This window comes from Corynebacterium lizhenjunii, from assembly GCF_011038655.2.
Lineage (GTDB): Bacteria > Actinomycetota > Actinomycetes > Mycobacteriales > Mycobacteriaceae > Corynebacterium > Corynebacterium lizhenjunii.
The window spans coordinates 712,001-730,987 of sequence record NZ_CP064954.1; the positions used below are offsets into that span (position 1 = coordinate 712,001).

General features: G+C 61.4%; 18 protein-coding genes. 8 read left to right on the top strand and 10 right to left on the bottom strand.

Annotated elements, in window-relative coordinates:
- Positions 1–95 precede the first annotated feature (95 nt).
- Genes G7Y31_RS03345 through G7Y31_RS03360 form a run of 4 tightly spaced genes read right to left on the bottom strand, consistent with a single transcriptional unit; the run spans position 96 to position 5,689 of the window.
- Positions 96–1,220 carry an aminotransferase class I/II-fold pyridoxal phosphate-dependent enzyme gene (locus G7Y31_RS03345; RefSeq protein WP_165011187.1) on the bottom strand — a complete coding sequence of 375 codons (1,125 nt, stop codon included), beginning with the start codon at positions 1,218–1,220 and terminating at the stop codon, positions 96–98.
- Positions 1,221–1,862 (bottom strand): DUF3239 domain-containing protein, encoded by a 642-nt coding sequence (locus G7Y31_RS03350; RefSeq protein WP_165011188.1) that lies wholly within the window; start codon positions 1,860–1,862, stop codon positions 1,221–1,223. It lies immediately after the preceding gene.
- Positions 1,863–1,867: 5 nt separating this feature from the next.
- On the bottom strand, positions 1,868–3,505 hold the full coding sequence (locus tag G7Y31_RS03355) for a DNA repair helicase XPB (RefSeq protein WP_165011189.1): 1,638 nt from the start codon (positions 3,503–3,505) through the stop codon (positions 1,868–1,870).
- Positions 3,506–3,562: 57 nt separating this feature from the next.
- Positions 3,563–5,689, bottom strand: a complete 2,127-nt coding sequence (locus G7Y31_RS03360) for a helicase-associated domain-containing protein (RefSeq protein ID WP_165011190.1) — start codon at positions 5,687–5,689, stop codon at positions 3,563–3,565.
- A 65-nt stretch (positions 5,690–5,754) separates the two neighbouring features.
- On the opposite strand from G7Y31_RS03360, the gene G7Y31_RS03365 reads away from it, so the two are divergent.
- Complete coding sequence (locus G7Y31_RS03365; protein ID WP_165011191.1) at positions 5,755–5,943, top strand: hypothetical protein; 189 nt, start codon at positions 5,755–5,757, stop codon at positions 5,941–5,943.
- 266 nt (positions 5,944–6,209) lie between these two features.
- Here the strand turns inward: G7Y31_RS03365 and G7Y31_RS03370 are convergent, their stop codons facing one another.
- Complete coding sequence (locus G7Y31_RS03370; RefSeq protein WP_165011192.1) at positions 6,210–6,827, bottom strand: resuscitation-promoting factor Rpf1 domain-containing protein; 618 nt, start codon at positions 6,825–6,827, stop codon at positions 6,210–6,212.
- Positions 6,828–7,268: 441 nt separating this feature from the next.
- Between G7Y31_RS03370 and G7Y31_RS03375 the strand changes: the two genes are divergently transcribed.
- On the top strand, positions 7,269–7,649 hold the full coding sequence (locus tag G7Y31_RS03375; RefSeq protein ID WP_165011207.1) for a cold-shock protein: 381 nt from the start codon (positions 7,269–7,271) through the stop codon (positions 7,647–7,649).
- 60 nt (positions 7,650–7,709) lie between these two features.
- On the opposite strand, the gene G7Y31_RS03380 is transcribed toward G7Y31_RS03375, so the two are convergent.
- Positions 7,710–8,258, bottom strand: coding sequence for a DUF2771 domain-containing protein (locus tag G7Y31_RS03380; protein WP_165011193.1), 549 nt, complete (start codon positions 8,256–8,258; stop codon positions 7,710–7,712).
- Between the two features lie 11 nt (positions 8,259–8,269).
- Positions 8,270–9,109 carry a glutaminyl-peptide cyclotransferase gene (locus G7Y31_RS03385; RefSeq protein ID WP_235923015.1) on the bottom strand — a complete coding sequence of 280 codons (840 nt, stop codon included), beginning with the start codon at positions 9,107–9,109 and terminating at the stop codon, positions 8,270–8,272.
- A 90-nt stretch (positions 9,110–9,199) separates the two neighbouring features.
- Between G7Y31_RS03385 and G7Y31_RS03390 the strand changes: the two genes are divergently transcribed.
- The 3 genes from G7Y31_RS03390 to G7Y31_RS03400 all read left to right on the top strand — a co-directional run bounded on the left by G7Y31_RS03390 (position 9,200) and on the right by G7Y31_RS03400 (position 12,195).
- Complete coding sequence (locus tag G7Y31_RS03390) at positions 9,200–9,841, top strand: DUF3027 domain-containing protein (RefSeq protein ID WP_165011209.1); 642 nt, start codon at positions 9,200–9,202, stop codon at positions 9,839–9,841.
- A gap of 101 nt (positions 9,842–9,942) precedes the next feature.
- Positions 9,943–11,349, top strand: a complete 1,407-nt coding sequence (locus tag G7Y31_RS03395; protein ID WP_165011194.1) for an NCS2 family permease — start codon at positions 9,943–9,945, stop codon at positions 11,347–11,349.
- A 15-nt stretch (positions 11,350–11,364) separates the two neighbouring features.
- On the top strand, positions 11,365–12,195 hold the full coding sequence (locus G7Y31_RS03400) for a TrmH family RNA methyltransferase (RefSeq protein ID WP_165011195.1): 831 nt from the start codon (positions 11,365–11,367) through the stop codon (positions 12,193–12,195).
- Here G7Y31_RS03400 and G7Y31_RS03405 read toward each other — a convergent pair.
- The 3 genes from G7Y31_RS03405 to serC all read right to left on the bottom strand — a co-directional run bounded on the left by G7Y31_RS03405 (position 12,145) and on the right by serC (position 15,635).
- Positions 12,145–13,119, bottom strand: coding sequence for a DUF6928 family protein (locus tag G7Y31_RS03405; RefSeq protein WP_165011196.1), 975 nt, complete (start codon positions 13,117–13,119; stop codon positions 12,145–12,147). The two genes, G7Y31_RS03400 and G7Y31_RS03405, sit on opposite strands and share 51 nt — an antisense overlap.
- A gap of 53 nt (positions 13,120–13,172) precedes the next feature.
- Positions 13,173–14,384, bottom strand: a complete 1,212-nt coding sequence (gene sepH, locus G7Y31_RS03410; protein WP_165011197.1) for a septation protein SepH — start codon at positions 14,382–14,384, stop codon at positions 13,173–13,175.
- A 114-nt stretch (positions 14,385–14,498) separates the two neighbouring features.
- Positions 14,499–15,635: a phosphoserine transaminase gene (serC, locus tag G7Y31_RS03415; RefSeq protein WP_165011198.1), complete on the bottom strand. Its 1,137-nt coding sequence runs from the start codon at positions 15,633–15,635 to the stop codon at positions 14,499–14,501.
- A gap of 186 nt (positions 15,636–15,821) precedes the next feature.
- On the opposite strand from serC, the gene G7Y31_RS03420 reads away from it, so the two are divergent.
- The 3 genes from G7Y31_RS03420 to G7Y31_RS03430 all read left to right on the top strand — a co-directional run bounded on the left by G7Y31_RS03420 (position 15,822) and on the right by G7Y31_RS03430 (position 18,734).
- The gene (locus tag G7Y31_RS03420; RefSeq protein ID WP_165011199.1) at positions 15,822–17,114 is read left to right on the top strand and encodes a citrate synthase; all 1,293 of its coding nucleotides are present in this window, start codon (positions 15,822–15,824) and stop codon (positions 17,112–17,114) included.
- Between the two features lie 219 nt (positions 17,115–17,333).
- Entirely contained in the window at positions 17,334–17,693 is a 360-nt protein-coding gene (locus G7Y31_RS03425) for an FKBP-type peptidyl-prolyl cis-trans isomerase (RefSeq protein ID WP_165011200.1), read from the top strand.
- Between the two features lie 174 nt (positions 17,694–17,867).
- Complete coding sequence (locus G7Y31_RS03430; protein WP_165011201.1) at positions 17,868–18,734, top strand: aldo/keto reductase; 867 nt, start codon at positions 17,868–17,870, stop codon at positions 18,732–18,734.
- Positions 18,735–18,987 lie beyond the last annotated feature (253 nt).

Consider the following 18,987-nt stretch of genomic DNA (forward strand, 5'->3'; position numbering starts at 1 on the left):
GGCGCAGGGTGGGTCCGCGCTCAGTGATGCTGTACCAGTATGGTTGAAGTCCCTGTGGTCGATGGCGAAGTCGGCCCCGCGGTCGGGCAAGCGGGCTAATTGAGCAAACGTTCGACGGCAGCGTGGATGACTTCGGGGCGCTTGCAGAAGGCGAAGCGGACCTTGTACTTCCACGGCTCGGGCTGATCACAGAAGGCTGCTAGGGGAATTGCGGCTACTCCACGGGTGGCGGGCAGTTGAGTGCAAAACTCGATGCCATCCATGCCGGTGTGCTCGACATCGGCAACGACGTAATAGGTTCCCTTGGTTTCGTGGACGGGGAACCCAGCGTAGCGGAGGCCGCTGACAAGAATGTCGTGGCATTCCTTCAAACCGGCCACCATGTCTTGTACCCAGGCGTCCTCGTGAAGAAGGGCGTGCGCTACGGCAGGCTGTACGGGGCTAAAGCCCACAAAGGTCATGAACTGCTTGGCTTTGATAATGCCGTCGAGGAGTTCGGGGGCGGCAATTGCCCAGCCGGTCTTCCAGCCGGTGCAATTGTAGGACTTTGCCGCGGAATTGACCCACACTGTGCGCTTGGACATGCCCGGAAGGCTGTAGAAACGCGTGTGTTCGGCGCCGTTGAAGACGAGGTTTTCGTAGACTTCATCGGCCAGCACCAGCAGGTTGTGCTTCTCGCACAACCGGGCAAGCTCCTCCAAAGCTGGACGGGAGAATACCGCCCCGGTGGGGTTGTGTGGGGAGTTGATAATGATCATCGCGGTGCGCTCAGTAATAGCCGCTGCGATTGCTTCCACGTCAAGATCCCAGCTGGCACCGCAAGGCTGCAGGGGGACGGGGACCCGGGTGGCATCGGCAAGCGCGATGGCAGCTGCGTAGGCATCATAGTAGGGCTCGAGGACAATGACTTCCTTGCCGGGTTCCACTAACCCCAAAACGGTGGCGGTGATTGCCTCCGTGGCGCCGACGGTGACCAAGACATGGGATTCGGGGACACCGAAGGTGGAAGTAATGGCATCGAGAAGGACCTGCTGGCCGCGCAGAGGAGCGTATTGATTATTGCCGGCAGCGATTTCGGCGCGAGCAATCTCCAACATCCGGGCTGGGCCGTCGGTGTCCGGGAAACCCTGGCCCAAATTGATGGCCTCATGCTTCGCGGCCAGTGCAGACATAGTGGTGAAGATGGTCTCCCCAAAGGGACGAAGGCGGTTAACAGTCATTTAGAGCACCAACAAATCGTACTTAGTGTTCTTGACGTCGCTTAGCCGTTTCCGGGCACGGTCCAAGCGATGCCATTGCTCTTCCGGAATGGAGGTGCGTGCAATCTTGACTACCTCCTGGTCAGGAGTGCCCCAGGCAATTGGCATGGGGCTAATTTGTTGCCAGTGGGCTTGATCCCCGGTGGAGCGGTGGCCAGAGACAGCTGCCACTGGGATCTTGGTCCCCACAGCCCGCTTAGGCAAGCCCGGGATGTTTGAGACCGTGCGCAAAGCGGCACCCCAGCGCGGCGGGAGGGAGGGATCAACATTGGTATTGACCAAAGCCATGAGCACCATGTCGCGCTCATTGACCTCGGCTATCACCGCCGGGGCTAGAGGGTAGGTGTCATAGAGGTGCTGCGCTGTGCCCACCTTGCGGGCGGACAACACTCCCACGACGGCCACCACCACACCGAACAACCCCAGGCCCAAGGCTAGGGTGAGGCCCCAGGCGGCATCGACAAGAAAGTAGACCGCCACGCCGGAAGCCACCAGCACGGCACCTAGGAGCAGGCCCGAATACAGCAGGCGCCTTGCGTCGCGCAACAACTCGTTATTGGCCTTGGCAAAGGACTCATCAACGTCGAACTTGAAAATCTTCATAATTGCTATAAGTCTACTGCGTCTAGCAGGCGATAGGCGTAGCCTTGCTCCGCGAGGAAGCGCTGGCGGTGGACGGCGTATTCGGCATCGACGCTATCGCGCGTGACTACCGAATAGAAGTGGGCGGCACGACCGTCAGTTTTAGGGCGCAGCAGCCGGCCCAAACGCTGGGCCTCTTCCTGGCGGGAACCAAAAGTACCGGAAATCTGGATGGCCAGTGCGGCCTGGGGAAGATCAATGGAAAAATTGGCCACCTTAGAGACCACCAGGTAGCGCAGCTCGCCTTCGCGGAAAGCCTGGAAGAGCTTCTCCCTTCGGCCCGTAGGCGTGGTGCCATCAATGACTGGGGCGTCTAGCAGACGCCCAATGTCATGCAGCTGCTCCAAATACCCGCCAATAATTAGCGCCTGCTGGCCATCATGGCGCTCCAATAGCTTGCGCACCACATCCAGCTTGGCCGCCGCCGTCGAGGCAATACGGAAGCGATCCCGGGCTGTTGCCGTGGCGTAGAGCAGTCGCTCCTCCGCAGCAAAGTCCACGCGCACCTCAACGCAATCTGCGGTGGCAATATATCCGGCGGCCTCCAGCTCCTTCCAAGGCGCGTCATAGCGCTTGGGGCCAATCAGCGAGAATACGTCTCCCTCCAACCCATCTTCGCGCACCAATGTTGCCGTGAGCCCTAAGCGGCGCCGAGACTGTAAGTCTGAGGTCATGCGAAACACGGGGGCTGGCAACAGGTGGACCTCGTCGTAAATAATCAGGCCCCAGTCGCGGGAATCAAACAGCTCTAGCGCCCGGTATTCGCCCTTAGTTTTGCGGGTAACCACCTGGTAGGTAGCTATGGTGACGGGCTTGATTTCTTTCTTCTCGCCTGAGTACTCCCCAATTTCGGAGGGGGTTAGCGTGGTCCGCCGCAGCAGCTCGTCGCGCCACTGGCGCCCGGCCACGGTGTTGGTGACCAAGATGAGCGTCGTGGATTGCGCCTTAGCCATGGCCGCAGCCCCCACAATGGTCTTGCCAGCACCACACGGCAAAACCACCACGCCGGAGCCCCCGGCCCAGAAGGACTCCGCCGCGTAGGCCTGATAGTCGCGCAGCTGCCACGGGCCCGCGGCCTCGCTCAGCGCAATGGGGTGCGACTCGCCATCGACGTAGCCAGCCAAGTCCTCCGCCGGCCAGCCGACCTTAAGCAGCTGTTGCTTGAGCCGGCCGCGCTCCGACGGGGGAATCGCCACGCTGTGCTCGTCTATGCGCGCCCCCAGCATCTCCCGCACCTGCTTATGGCGGGTGAGTTCTTCAATGATGGGAATTTCCGCCGACTCCAGAATCAACCCGTGGGCCGGATGGGCATGGATGCGCACCCGCCCGTATCGCGACATGGTCTCCGCAACGTCAATGAGCAGCGCTTGCGGCACCGGAAACCGCGAATACCTCTCCAAAACGTCTACTACCTGCTCCGCATCAAAACCGGCGGCGCGGGCATTCCACAGCGCCAAAGGGGTAATGCGGTAGGTATGGATGTGCTCCGGGGCCCGCTCCAGCTCTGCAAAAGGAGCCAGCGCCGCGCGGGCTGCCCCAGCTTGTGGGTGGTCAACCTCTAATAAAACTGTCTTATCTGATTGGACGATGAGTGGACCGTTCAAAACCTTGCTTCCTTATTCCAGTAGCTGCCCATGTGGCCGCGCATGTAGCTGTTCTTTTTAGGCCAGATGCACGGAGGTGATGCGATGGACCGGAAAACGTACCGGTTGCTGCGCGCCATCAATGGCATCCACTTGCCCGCCAGCCATGCTCAATGGCGTGACCTGTAGCTGCCGGTCCCGGCCGTTCTTATCTGCATAGCCGATAATGATGGGCCGTTTGCTGCGCACTGCTGCTGCGATGAGGTCAACGTCCGGGCCTGCTGGGGTATTTCCTTCGCTTGTGCTTGCCGATGCCCCGGAACCCCGCAAGGTGGCCACGGCGCGGCGGATGGCGGTGGCATCGGCAAGCTGCGGACGTGCCGGAGCCGGGCGGGGTGTGGGCAGCACCGCCGGGGCCGGGCGGACGTCAATGGATGCCCCCGTGGCATCCTCGGCGGCAGGGGCAAAGCCTGCGGCGCGAAGTCTCTCCAGGATTCCTCCCAGAGGGGACTCGGCAATTGCCACGGTGGGCGCCAGCAGACGCAGCTCCTCGACGGCGGCAACAGCGTGAGCCAACAGCGCGGTATCCTCGCAGCGCACGTAGCACAGGGCAGTGCCGGCGCGCAGCATGCCGTGGCTGCGCGCGACATCTTCAATGAGGAAAGACACCGCCTGCGGCACCTCCCCGTAGGCGTGCCGGGCAAAGAAGCTAGCGATGGCCTCCGGGGTCAGCCCCGTGTCCATGCCGCGGCGCAGGGAAGCAGCGCTGACTCGGTAGACGCTGGCCAGGCCCGGAGATTCCAGATCCGCCAGCTGCTCCAGGGTGTGCAACACTGGGGTCTCAAGCGGGCCCGGGGTTATCACCGTCATATCGGCTTGCATGATAAACGTGTCCACCGCGTTGGGCACCGGACGCTGCCAAACCCAGCGACCGGCGGCAATGACCCCCAGCCATTCGGCTTCCTCTCGCAGTGCCGCGATGGTTTCTGGCTGGGTATGCGTGGCAAAAAGCGGAAAGAGGTAGCGTAGGTCCGCAGCGAACTCCTTGTCGCTCAGGGGCTGCCGGGCGTGTTGGTAGACGCGCAAAATGTGCTCCCGGTGCCGCGGCACATACTCGTGCCTGGTCTCTGGATCCAGCCCCCGGGACGACTCCCACGCGGCCCACGGTGAGCTCAGCCAGGCCTGCACCAGGTGCTCAAGGCGGTGGGCTAAGGGGGCATCGGCAAACTCGCTAGCAGCCTCCGTGGGCGCCAGGAAGTTTCCCTCCGGACCGCCAGCGGGCTCGCCCCGGGCCACCAAGCGCGCGTGGTGAGCCAACGTGATCAGCCTAGCGGCGTGCTGGGTATCCAACTCTTTATTGAGCTGGGCTAGGTGGCGCACGCCCACCGTTTTATCCTTGAGCAAGGGCACGGGCCGGCGGCCCAGGAGATCTAACAGGCGGCCCATCAGGCGCACCACGTCCAAGCCTGCGGCAGCGGCCTGCTCGTTGGCGGCTTGGTCAGCTGTGGCGGTGGGAGGCCCTGCGGGAAGGTCCCCAGTGCTGCTTAACACAATGCGTCCCGATGCCTCCGTGGGCACCGGCTCCACAGGGGTACCGCGCAGTGCCAGGCGGGTGGCACGCGGCAATCGCACGGTAGAAGAGTCCACACGCTGGATCAGACCGGCAGCGAGGAGCTGGGGGATAGGCCGGGTGGGATCAGCATCTGGTGCGGCGTCGCGGGTAGTACCCAGGCCGGTTTGGGCCAAAGTGTTGAGCACACGGCGCTGATCTGCGGGAAGGTCCTCTATCGTGGCGGCAGGAACGGGCGTTTGCTCCATCAGCGACCAGTCTGCGGGCAAGGCGGCCATCACTCCGGTGGGGATAGCCAAGTGCGCAGTGCCATAGACTAAGGCGCGCGCCTGCAAGCCTGGCAGATGCGCCCGGAGTTCGTGGGGCACAACGTCGGGCTTAACGGGCGAAAGCTCAGCACCAGCCTGAGCCAGGTGTTCCAACACCAGCAGCTGGCCCGCCGTGCAGGTGGCAAGTGCTGCCGTGACGGATGCGCGTAGGGTCAGCCGCGTGGCTAATGGGGCAAAGCTCGGGGGTAGCGGCATCACCACATCAGGGCGATGCTGCAAAATAGTGCAAAGCTCCGCATCGCTGCGTTTTTCCAGCCAGTCCCGGAAATCGGCGGCCGCGGGAGTGCTCTTTGATGCTGTGCTCATGATGACAAACCAGTTTAAACCGAAGTGAGTTACATTTTTCCGCCGGGTTTGGCACAATAAGAGTCATGTCGAAAGTAGAGAAGAAGGGCCACGTGTCCCCGGCTTGGCCGAAGAACGACGCCCGCGAGCACGCAATTACCGAAATCACCGCGCCGTTCGCCGGCGCGTCTAGCCCATACGGGGATGACCTGGTTCTCCCGCTTCCCGCAGAGAAGCTGAACTACGTTCACCCCTACACGCGCGTTAACCGCTAAGGAACGCCCGCACTGCAGGCACCCCTTGGAGCGTACAAGCACCCTTCGGGGTGCTTGTTGCGTTTTTCGGGGTGCTCATTGCGTTGTGCAAGCAGGGGAGGCCCTGGCTATGCATAAGTGCCCCGTTCCCGGCAACGTTGCGCCGATTTCTTGTAGGATCGGGCCACGTTTTGCCGGGAACGGGGCACTCGTAGCACCCGTGGCGCCACTGAGTTGCTCAGGCCGAACGGCTTCCGACACGTGGGCGGAAGCCGTTCGTGAGGGTATTAACGCTCAGCCAAGCGAACGATGGCGTCGATGGTGCCGCGGTTAGCGGAGTAGAAAGCGTTGAAGTCGTGGCGGTTAGCCTTGTATGCGGCGTGGATGGATGCCGGGATCTGCACGCCGTACTTGGCAGCGGTCTCCGTGAGGAGGTTGAAGATGGCGTCAACTGCTAGCTCTTCGGACTCAGAAGATGCTGCAGCCTGCACAGCCTGCGGAGCGGCGGCGGGTACAGCCGCTGCCGGAGCGTTGCGCTGGGTCGGTGCGGAGTTCAGGCCCAGGCGAGCAGAACACGCCGGCCAAGCGCCCCAGCCCTGTGCGGCCAGGGTGCGCTCTGCGACAGCAATCTGCTGCTCGCGGGTAGCCAGGTTAGCGGTGGGGGCGTACTGTCCGCCGCCGTAGGCGCGCCAGGTAGACGCGGAGAACTGCAGGCCGCCGTGATAGCCATTGCCGGTGTTGATGGCCCAGTTGCCGCCGGACTCGCACTGAGCCAGGCGGTCCCAGTCAGAATCCGGTGCAGCAGAAGCCTGTGGGGCCAGCAGGGTGGCGGCGGTGCCAAAAGCAACGGTAGTAGCAGCCAGCTTGTGTGCAGTGGTGGCCTTCTTAGCGCGGTGGCGTCCCATACGTGAAAGTTCCTCTCGTCTCCCGCTGATGGTCGTATGCACAGGGTGTGCAGGTGCTGCCTCAGATGTTTGTACCGGTTACTTTGCTCAACCTGGCAACAGCACGGTTGGGTTCGGGTTAGCGGGCGGCTGTCGCCAGCAAAGTAGTGCCCAAGTCTGGTTAGGCACACCGGTACTACTGAAGTAGCGCTTGCGGGACACGCTACCGGTTTATAACGAAATAGTCACGCCTTGGGCTCTAGTTGGCTACTTTGGGCTGTGGTGCCGCAGGAATGCGAGGGCAAAACCCCTGTTAGAGGCGCTATCGTGACGGGGTTTGGCGTTACTGTTATGTATGTCACATGCGTGCGGGTTGGGTGTGTGCGCTATGGTAGGGAATTTCGCGCTAGCGACGGGGTTAAGATGTGTATTCCCCTATGAGTAAAGAAAGTGGTGAGCTCCGTGCCAATTGGCAAGGTGAAGTGGTATGACGCGGACAAGGGCTACGGCTTTGTCTCGAACCCGGGCGACGAGGACGTCTACGTCGGCCGTTCCGTACTTCCCGAGGGCGTGGAGGAACTGGTCCAAGGCCAGCGTATCGAATTTGACTTCGCTGCCGGACGCCGTGGCCCGCAGGCACTGCGGGTTAAGGTGTTGGACACTCCGCGCCGCCGCACGCCTTCACGCAAGCCGGAAGAACTCGGCAGCATGATTGCAGATGTAATGACCGTCCTCGAATCCCATATCCAGCCCCAGCTGGCCAATGGGCACTACCCAGAGCGCAAGACCGGACGCAAAGTGGCCGAAATTCTGCGCGCCATCGCCCGGGACCTCGATTCATAAAAGCACACTGTGTCCTCCAGGGGGTCCTCTAGGGGGACAGCAGCCCTGGGAGGCTGTGCTTTAGGGGGCATCGGCAAACTCGGCCAAAGTGGACAGCGACCACACGGTGGCCTTGGGGGTTTCCTCGCCGTCGGCATCGGTGCCAATGAGCACCGTGGACACCTCCACCACCGCAAGACGGGCAGGCTTGCCGCTGGAGGCCTCAATCGCCGCCACGGAACCGGGAATTTCTACCCGGGTGGTCTCACCCGCACCGTGGAGCTGCTCATCATTGGCAGCCGGGTCATCATAAATAGTCAACAGTTTCCACTGATGGCGGGCAATGTCTTCCGGCAACTCCAGCACCAACGTCTGATCGGCGCCCACCTCCAAGTGGGGCACGGTCCCCTCCGGGCACTGCGTTCCCGGTTCGCAACTTAAATAAGGAAAGACCTCTAGGGACTCATCGCCCACCTGCGCGGTGATAGAGACCTCCGCAGGGTCCTTGCCCGGGCGGGAGTTTAACCAATTCTGGACCAGTACTGCGCCGACGATGATGACCACGACGGCGATGACCAGTGCCAGCAGCTGGAGCAGGGACTTGCGTTGTGCCTCTTTGCGCGTTGCCATGGGGATGTATCCTACTCCGCCTCCGGCTCAAAGCTCACCCGGTAGAGATCCGGCCAGCGCTTGCCGGTGAGATAGAAGTGATCGGTGCCGGGGATATGGGCAATGCCGTTGAGCACGTTATTCGGATCCTTAGCGGCATTATTGGGCACCGCGCTGGCGTCGATGACGGCCGTGACCCGGCCCGTGGTGGGATCAATGCGCAGGATGTCCGTGCTAAACCACACATTGGCGTAGACCTGCCCATCCACGCACTCCAGCTCATTGAGTTGGTCTACCTCGCGGCCTTCAAGAGTAACGCTTACGCGTTGCTCTTCGGCGAAAGTATCCGGGTTGAGGCGGCGGAGCTGGGAGGTGCCATCGGACATGTAAAGGCTTGTATCGGTGGCGCATAATCCCCAGCCCTCGCCAGGGTAGGAAGCCTGCCCGGTAAGTTCCAGGCTGTCGCGGTCATAGCGCAACGCTGTGCCCGCCTGCCAGGTCAGCTGCCAGATAGAGTCCTCGTATTGGGTAATGCCTTCTCCAAAGTAGCGTTGGTCCAGGTCCACCGACGCTAGCTCCGCCCCGGTGGCCGGGTCCATGCGGTACAGGCGCGACTGGCCGCGCTGGCCGGTACCCACCCACAGCTGGCCGTCGGTGGTGGCCTCTAGACCTTGGGTAAAAGAAGCGGGATCAAAGTCCAGGCGCTGGTGCACCCGCACCGTCAAGCGCTCCACAGATGGCGAGGCAGACTGTGCAGCGTCTGGTGCGTCAGCGCTGCAGGCGGCGAGGATCAACGCAGGGGCCACAGCCGCAGCTACAGCGGGCAAGAAATGTGGCAGCAGGGGACGGTGGAAGGACGAAAGCATACCCATGTGGTCTATTGTGCCCGAGTTGGTACATAGTATGTAGTTGTGTCGAAACAGAGGAACTCACGTCGCAAGCAAACCGTCAACGCCTCCCGTATCAGCGCCCCAAAGGTCCTCCTTGGTGCCCAAGCGGTAGCAACGGCCCGGGAGGCCCTCGAAGAGCTGGGGGAGGGCGGCATCGGCGCGCATGTGGGGGTAGCGGGAATATCTAAGAATGTGGTCACGCACAGGTTCGAAGCCTACGTGCCGGGCTATTCGGGCTGGGAATGGCAAGCAGTATTAGCGTGCGCTGCAGGTAGCAGCGATGTCACTGTCAATGAGGTCGCGCTAGTGCCCGGGGGAAACGCGCTGCAAGCTCCGGAATGGGTTCCCTATGCAGAGCGCGTCCAACCGGGAGATTTAGGTCCCGGCGACCTCATGCCCCTTGAGCCGGATGATGAGCGTGTGGATGACTCCGGCAACCTGACCGAGGCCGCCATGCGGTCCGCCCGGCAACGCTGGATGAATGGGGACTATGGGCCGCGGGCAGAGATGGCCACGGCCTCGCCGCTGCAGTGCCGCACGTGCGCTTTCTTGCTCCCGATGATGACCAACTTTGGGGTATGTGCCAATGAATACTCCGCAGACGGACGCGTGGTGCACGCCACGTATGGCTGCGGTGCACACTCCGGAATCACCGCCAGACGCAGCGAAGAGGCGGCCAAACCCGTCTTCGATGACGAAAAACTGGTCTTCTAGCCACCCACCCCAGCGGATGGTTTTGCGTTTTCGCCCACTTTGCGGGAATCTATGCCGGTAAAACTCAATTTCTCAAACCTGGCAAGGGGTTTAAGCGTCGTATGAAAACTACTCTCGACCGCTATTTCCATATCTCCGAGCGCGGCTCAAGCATCGGCACGGAAGTCCGCGCCGGCGTGGTGTCCTTCTTCGCGATGGCCTACATCATCCTGCTCAACCCGCTCATCCTGGGTACCTCTCCGGACGCTGAAGGCCGCGTCCTTGGCATCCCCCAAGTCGCGGCCGCCACCGCCCTCATCGCGGGCATCATGACCATAGCCTTTGGTGCTATCGCCCGCTACCCATTCGCTATGGCCGCCGGTCTGGGCATGAACACGTTTGTGGCCGTAACCATGGTTGCCACCAATGGGCTGACCTGGCCGGAGGCCATGGGCCTGGTGGTCATCGAGGGTCTCATCATCGTGGCGCTGGCCATCACGGGCTTTCGCACTGCAGTATTCCACGCCATTCCGCGCTCAATGAAGGCCGCCATGGGCGTGGGCATTGGCATGTTCCTGGCAATCATTGGTTTCGTCGATGGTGGCTTTGTCACCCGCGTTCCGGACGCCGCCATGACCACGGTCCCGGTGGGGTTGGGCATCAACGGCTCCATTGCGACCTGGCCGGCACTTATCTTCGTGCTGGGGCTGCTTATCTGTGCCTTCTGCGTGATCCGCAATATCCCCGGCGGAATGTTCCTGGGTATTGTGGTGACCACCATCATCGCGATCATCGTCCAGGCTTTCACGGGTTCTGAGGATTGGGGTATGGCCACGCCGGGCTCCCCAGACTCGCTGGGCGGAATCCCGGATCTTTCCATCGTCGGTGACGTGAGCCTGCTTGGTGCCTTTACCAAGCTGGGGGTAGTGGCCACCGTGCTGCTGATCTTCACTTTGCTGCTGACCAACTTCTTCGACGCCATGGGCACCATGACCGGCCTGGGTAAGCAGGCGAACCTGGTCGACGAGGACGGTGTATTACCGGACATGAAGAAGGCCCTCGTGGTGGAGGGCTTCGGTGCTGTGGCCGGCGGCTTGGGCTCGGTGTCTTCCAATACGGTCTTTGCTGACTCTTCCGCAGGCGTGGGCGATGGCGCCCGCACCGGCCTGGCCAACATCACCACCGGCGTGCTGTTCCTGCTGGCCATGTTCCTCACCCCGCTCTATGAAATCGTGCCGATTGAGGCCGCCGCTCCCGTGCTGGTCATCGTGGGCGTGATGATGGCCTCCCAAATCACAGAAATCGACTGGACCAAGCTCGAGGTAGCCATCCCGGCATTTCTGACCATTGTGGTTATGCCGTTTACCTATTCCATCGCCAACGGTATCGGCGTTGGCTTCATCGCCTTTGCCCTGTGCGCAGCGTTTTCCGGCAAGGGCAAGGAAGTGCATTGGCTGATGTGGGTCATTGCCGGTCTGTTTGTGGTCTACTTTGGCATGGACCCCATCACCGCAGCCCTGGGCGGCTAGCTAAGCTAGGACACCATGTCCTTCCAAACGCCCGCACCCGCTGCCGTTAGCATCACCGACCCCGCCGATCCCCGCTTGGATGACATCCGTGATTTAAAGTCTGCGGATAAGGCAGGCCGCGGGCTGGTGTTTGCCGAGGGCCCCCTGTGCGTTGAACGCCTGCTGGACTCGCCCTACCCAGTGCGCTGTCTGGTGGGCTTTGCGCATAAACTAGCACCCTTCGCTCAGCGTGCCGCGCAAGAGGGCATTGCCGTCTATGAGGTCTCCCGCGAGACCCTGGCGCAGGTGGCGGGCTTTGATATGCACCGCGGCCTTGTGGCCACTGCTGACCGGGTTGAGCCGTGGAGCGTGGAGGGTGTCATCTCCCAGGCGCGCACCTTGGTGGTCATGGAAGGGGTGGGGGACCATGAAAATATCGGGGCGATTTTTCGCAACGCCGCGGGCATGGATGTCGACGGAGTGCTCTTGGGTTCCGGGGTGGCGGATCCCCTTTATCGGCGCAGCGTGCGGGTGTCCATGGGCCATGTGTTGCGGTTGCCATGGGCTCGGCTTGCCGGTGGGTTTACCACCTGGCAGCGCAGTTTGGCACAGCTTGCCGATGCCGACTTCAAGCTCGTCTCCCTTACCCCTCACCCTGAGGCTGTGCACATTGCCCAGGCCCTGGCAGGTGCGCCTAAGGTGGCCCTCCTGGTGGGAGCAGAGGGGCCGGGGCTTACAGAACACGCCATGCGGGCAACGCATGAGCGCGCCCGAATCCCGATGGCCCCGGGGACGGATTCGTTAAATGTTGCTACCTCAGCGGCGATTGCGTTTTATGAGCGACAGCGCAGCCTGCTTGACCTGTAGGGCTACGCGCTTGCCCACTCGCGCGCCGAGGTGCCCAGCGCGCTGGGCGACGTCGATTGCGGCCTCGCCCAAGGAGGGCTCGGCGTCTTCGCCACGCAGGCGTTGTGCCGGGGCGGTGGCCACCGGGCTGAGCTCGGCCGCGTAATCGTCGTAGCCAGCTGCGTCCTCATCCTCTGGGGTGGAGTTTTCCATGTCGCCTTCCACCTTCGCCGCAGTGGACGCAAATCCCGCAGCGGCTGCAGATCCCGCAGTGGCTGCAGCCCCTGCAGCGGCCTTAGACACTGGGGAGGAAGGGGTGGGGTCAACCTTGGGCTCTGGACGGCCGTCTACGGCATATCCCACCACGTCCAGATCAGGGCCATTGGGGCCAATTTCTACTCCCAACCAGGAGTTCTGGGCGTGTTCCATGAGCTGTTGCGGAACAAAGGGCAAAGTGATTCCCCCGGAGTTTTCCGGGGAGTGCTCACCGGCCCAATATTCACCCTCGAAGGGCTCCGGGAGCCCAATGTCTTCCAAAAACGCAGTCGCAGTGCAGCACAACGAGCGTTTGAGTTCGTAGCTATGCCAGTGGGCAAAACCGGCGTAGCCTTCGTCCTCATTAGTGGCAAAGGCATAGATATCCGTGGCGTCTATCGCGCGCAGCAACAGCGGGGAGAGTTGGGAGAGCGTGAGCGCTTCTTCCATGATGATGGTTTGCACCACCGTCACGTCACGGTAGCCGCCAATGTAGAATTCCGCGACATCCACCGACACCGAGCGATTCAGTGGAAATTGCCCAATGGGGGTTACCGGCAAAGCGGGGTTGAGCTGGCTTAAGTACTTGCGCCCGAAACCGCGGTCCGCCTTGGGCTCCGTGCGCAGAACTGCGGCAGGATCAGAGCAGTTGACGTACCAGAGCGTGAGCACGGCGCGTGAGATGGACATAGGCGTTTTCTACTCCTGGGATTGGTTGCTGCTGACGATGATAGTCACAAACACTAATTGCGGGGGCGTTTGGTATTACCACGCACGCCTAGCAATACGTCCTCCCAGTTCGGGGTGGTGGCCCGGCGCCGCCGCTTCGACGGCTGCGGCTGCGGATCGGGGTTTTGGAAAAACTCTTCTGCATCCCCCGACTCCGTGTCTTCAGCTCCCTTGCCAGCAGTGCTGCTGCTTGCGGCACTGCTGCTTGCAGCGCTGTTGCTTGCGTCGCTGCTGCTTGCAGGCTCAACAACCTCGCTCGCAGTGGAGTCTTTCGCAGACGCCGGCGGGGTAGTGGGGGCAGTCAAATCCGTTAAGGCATCCCTGCCTTTGGCCTTATTCCGGTCGCGCCGACGGGAATCAAGATCATGGAAGGCCGGGGCATCCGTAGCCGCCTCGTCCACAGTCTCTGCAGCGGTGGAGTCTGCCGCGTAGAAGTCATCACGGGAATCAATGGCCTCCACGCGGCGCGCGCCACGCCCCACGGAGGTCAAAGAGCGCACGGGTTGGACAAAGTCCGGATCGGTCAGGTCTGCGGCAACGGAGTTGCGGGCCTCGAGGGTATCAGCGGAACCGCGAGATTGCTTCAGCGTCCATTCGGCCTCGTTCTCGCTCAAACCTGCCTTCCAGGTCACGCGCACAGTCCATGGTTCCCCCTTCGCCCGGTAGGCGTCCCAGGTGGCTTCTGAAAGTGAATGCCCGCGGGCGGCAAAAGCGGTAGCCAGCACCTCAAAAATGGTGAGCTTGGCTGGGCCATCCTCGCGGACGGGGTGGGCCTGCTTGGCTAATTCGGCAATCCGGGCTCGTTCCATCAGCACGGGGTGTGCAAACGGTTCCACGCGCGAGTGCGCAACGTTCATTTCTTCTGCTAACTCAGCTATGGAAGCACCCGCACGGATGCGTTGCTGGATTTCTGCCGGGCGCATGCTCAGGGCGTCGGATACCGGGCGACGCGCAGGGGCGGAACCCGCCACGCGCAGGGGGCGGGAGGGGGAATCGGCAGGTTCGGTGGGGGCATCGGCAGACCCTGTTGTGCCTGCAGGGGCGGCAGGAGCAGCAGGTCCTGCGGAGTCTGCAGGACCTGTAGGCGCGGCAGCGGAGGGAAGCAGCAACGAGCGAACGGGACCCTCTAGGGCCTCAAGGTCCACAAAGAATTCCTCCCCCTCATCGGTGCGCAGCACCAGGGAGGTGGGAGTGGACTCGTGGGCAACCACGAAAAGTTCGCGCATGGGCGGGAAGCCTCCTTCTTCTGAAGCGGTGCCTAGCCGGAAAGAATAGGTCTGGCCTCCAACCTTAACGCACCCTGTGGGACAAATGGGCGGCTGCCGCGCCCAGCGGACTAGCTAATTGCCAAGAAAATCGATCGCGTAATCAATGGCGCGGGTAAGCGTGGTGATGTCCGCGGTATCAATGGCCGGGAACATGCCAATGCGCAATTGGTTGCGGCCCAGCTTGCGATAAGGCTCAATGTCCACAATGCCCTGGGAGCGCAGGAGCTTGGCGATGCCACTTGCGTCCACCCCATCTGCAAAGTCAATGGTGCCAACCACCAGGGAACGGGCGGCCGGATCGCTGACAAAAGCGGTAGCGTGTTCGTGGGAATCTGCCCAAGAATACAGGGCCTGCGCGTTGGCGCTGGTGCGCTCCACCATGCCGGTGAGTCCACCGTTGTGGTTCATCCATTCCACCTGGTCCGCCAGCATGAGCAAGGTGGCTACCGCCGGGGTGTTGTAGGTCTGGTTCTTGCGGGAGTTATCCACTGCGGTCTGCAGATCCAGGAACGCGGGGATGAAGCGGTCTGAGGCGGAAATCTTCTCAATACGCTCCAGTGCCGCCGGGGACATTGCGGCAAGCCATAGGCCACCGTCGGAGGCAAAGCACTTCTGCGGGGAGAAATAGTAGACGTCGGTTTCGGTGATGTCCACCGGAAGCCCGCCGGCCCCGGAGGTCGCGTCGATGACCACCAGGGCATCGCTATCTCCAGCTGTCGGGCGAGAGATCTGGGTCATCGCGCCAGTCGACGTCTCATTATGTGCCCAGGCCACAACGTCCGCGCCCTCGAGGTTGAGCTGCGAGCTGGACGGGGCGGTGCCCACGGGGGCTTCGGTGATGTGGGGGGCTTCCAGCCACGGGGCCTGCGCCGAGGCCTTAGCGAACTTGGAGGAGAACTCGCCAAAGCTCAGGTGTGAAGAACGCTGCTGAATAAGCCCGAAAGTGGCTGCGTCCCAAAAGGCGGTGGCGCCGCCTAGGGAAAGGACAATCTCGTAGCCTTCCGGGAGGGAGAACAGGGAGGACAGGCCCTCGCGAACGCGTCCCACCACATCCTTGACGGCGGGCTGGCGGTGGGAGGTGCCGATGATGTCTGCGGCGTGGGCGCTGATGGCCTCAATCTGGGAGGGGCGAACCTTGGAAGGGCCGCAGCCAAAGCGGCCATCGGCAGGCAAAAGCTCGGAGGGAAGGGTAAAGTCAGCAGTAGTCATGGGCACATCATAGAGCATGCTCCTCCTAATTTCGGTCAGTTAGTAGAAAAAGGGGAGAAGTTCACCGGTCCAGGCGGATGTATTAGGTATCACATTCTTTGGTATTGTGGATTAGTGGAATACCTGATGCGCGTACTGTTAAGAGGATACGCGCTGGTAACACGTAGTTTAAGAAAGGACCCTCACGTGGCTTCTGAAGCAAACAAGGTCGTACTGCACTACCCGGGTGGCGAGTACGAAATGGATATCAAGCAGTCCACTGAAGGTGACTCTGGTTTCGACATCGGCAAGCTGCGCAACGACACTGGACTGGTCACCTTCGACCCGGGTTACGCCGCTACCGGCTCCACCGAGTCCAAGATCACTTTCATCAACGGTGAGGAAGGCATCCTGCGTCACCGCGGCTACGACATCGCGGACCTGGCGGAAAACGCCACCTTCAATGAGGTTTCCTACCTACTTATCAAGGGCAAGCTCCCCACTCAAGAAGAGCTGATCGCCTTCAACGATGAGATCCGCCACCACACCCTGCTGGACGAGGACTTCAAGGCACAGTTCTCCATCTTCCCGCGCGACGCGCACCCGATGGCCGTGCTAGCTTCCTCCGTTAACATTTTGTCCACCTACTACCAGGACCAACTGGATCCGCTGGACGAAAAGCAGCTGGACAAGGCCACCGTGCGCCTGCTGGCTAAGGTGCCCATGTTGGCTGCCTACGCCTACCGCGCATCCCAGGGCAAGCCCTACATGTACCCGGACAACAAGCTGAATGCTCGCGAGAACTTCCTGCGCATGATGTTCGGCTACCCGACTGAAGAGTACAACGTGGACCCGGTGGTGGCTAAGGCTCTGGACAAGCTGCTGATTCTGCACGCTGACCACGAGCAGAACTGCTCCACCTCCACCGTGCGCATGATCGGCTCTGCACAGGCCAACATGTTTGTTGCCGTTGCCGGTGGTATTAACGCGCTATCCGGCCCGCTGCACGGCGGCGCAAACCAGGCCGTGTTGGAGATGCTGGAAGACATTCAGGCCAACAATGGCGGCGACGCTACCGACTTCATGAACCGCGTGAAGAACAAGGAAAAGGGCGTCCGCCTGATGGGCTTTGGCCACCGCGTGTACAAGAACTACGACCCGCGTGCCGCCATTGTCAAGGAAACTGCCCACGAGATTCTGGAGCACCTGGGTGGTGACCCGATGCTGGATCTGGCCATGGAGCTAGAGCAGATCGCGCTCAACGACGACTACTTCGTCTCCCGCAAGCTCTACCCGAACGTGGACTTCTACACCGGCCTGATCTACCGTGCCATGGGCTTCCCCACGGACTTCTTCACCGTACTCTTCGCCATCGGCCGCCTGCCGGGTTGGATTGCTCAGTACCGCGAGCAGCTGGAGCTCAACACCAAGATCAACCGCCCGCGCCAGATCTACACTGGTGAGACCCTGCGCAAGGTCACCCCGCGCTCTGAGCGCTAGTCACCCGGGAGTGTAAAGCCTCCAGCGCGCGACTCTGCGCACTAGCGCTGGATTCTGCGCAATACCTGCAACCGCACTGTGATCCCCTATACTGGGCAAGCAGTGCGGTTGTTTGTTGCGCGCTGCGGGCGTTTGTTTCGCGCTGCGTGGTGCAGCCGATGTGTACGACCGCTGTGTACTTGCTCAGCTACTTCGCTATAGCTCAAGGAGAATTACCCCATGGAAAAGCCGCTTATTGAAGCACAGACTGGCCCGGCCCCAACCGACGTTGTCATCGAAGATATTGTGGTTGGTGATGGTGCTGAGGCACAACCGGGGGGCGTCGTTGAGGTGCACTACGTTGGCGCCGACTATGAAACGAACCAGGAGTTTGACTCCTCCTGGGACCGTGGTCAGTCCATCGAGTTTCCGCTCACTGGCCTGATTGCCGGCTGGCAGGAGGGCATCCCGGGAATGAAGGAAGGTGGGCGCCGCCAGCTCACTATTCCGCCGGAGAAAGCTTATGGTCCTGTGGGCGGCGGACATCCGCTGTCTGGGCGCACCCTGGTCTTTATTATTGACCTGATCCGCGCGGCCTAATCCCGTATACCCACAGCCCGCTGGCACACCTTGTGCTATTGCGGGCTGTTTTCGTATGTCCTGGGATCGTATGCCCTGGTTTCGTATGCCCTGGTCGGTTTTCGCGTGTGGAACCGGGGTACCGCAGAGGTGCTGTGGCCCCGCCGGAGGCTGGTTTAGGGCACAATAGAGACCATGAGTGTTCCAACCGTCTTGTTTAATGATGACCGCGAAATGCCGCTGCTGGGTTTGGGGACCTACAAGCTGCGGGGGCAAGAGTGCGAGCGAGTGATCCGTGAAGCCATAGAGATTGGCTACCGCAAATTTGATACAGCCACCCTTTATAAGAATGAAGAGGCTGTGGGCAAGGCACTGCGCGACGCGATTGCAGCAGGCGATGTGACGCGCGATGAGCTCTTTGTTACCTCCAAGGTGTGGCATGATCATCACGGTGCGGAACTCGCGCCGCAGGCCTTCCAGGAGTCCATGGACAAGCTGGGTTTGGACTATCTGGACCTTTACCTGATTCACTGGCCATGGCCCCAGGGGGGCAAGTTTGTAGAGACCTTTGACGCGATTGCCCGCTTGCAGGGCATGGGCCAAATTGCCTCCATTGGCGTGGCCAATTTCTATGAAGAAGTTCTCGATACTCTGATTGCGGAGTCGGGGATAATCCCCGTGCTGAACCAAGTGGAGCTTCATGTCGGTTTTAGTCAGCCACAGTTGCGGGAGTATCACCGCACGCACGGCATTGTCACTGAAGCCTGGTCGCCTTTGGCGCGTGGGGCTTTATTGGAGCATCCAGTGGTGCAAGAGATTGCCGCCGCGCACGGGGCAAGTACGGGGCAGGTGACGCTGGCTTACCTGATTGGGCAGGGCATCTCAGTTATCCCGAAGTCCGCGCAACGCGAGCGGCTGGAAGAAAATTTCCGTGCCGCGCAGGTGGAGCTGTCCGCGGAGCAGATTGCTGCCCTGGATGCAATTGAGCGCGTTGGGGGCCAGCAGGAGGGGGTTGGGCGCATGTTTGCGGATCCGCGGGAGTTCCCGGGCGCGGACGCATAGCTTCTGGCCGTGAATTCACCGGGTGCTTTGTGCCTGGACAAGAAAGTGGGGTACCCGGCAGTCTGAGTTGGGCTGCTGGGTTTTCGGGTGCGGTGGTCAGAATTGGGCTGTGGGGGTTCTTGTTGTGCGGCCGGGGGAGTGGCGGCGGGCTAAGTCTGCGAAGCCGAGGGGTTGGAAAAACCTGGGAATTTCCCGTGAGAGTCGTGCCACAGCAGTGTTAACAAACTTAGCAAACAATGCTTAGATGCAAGAC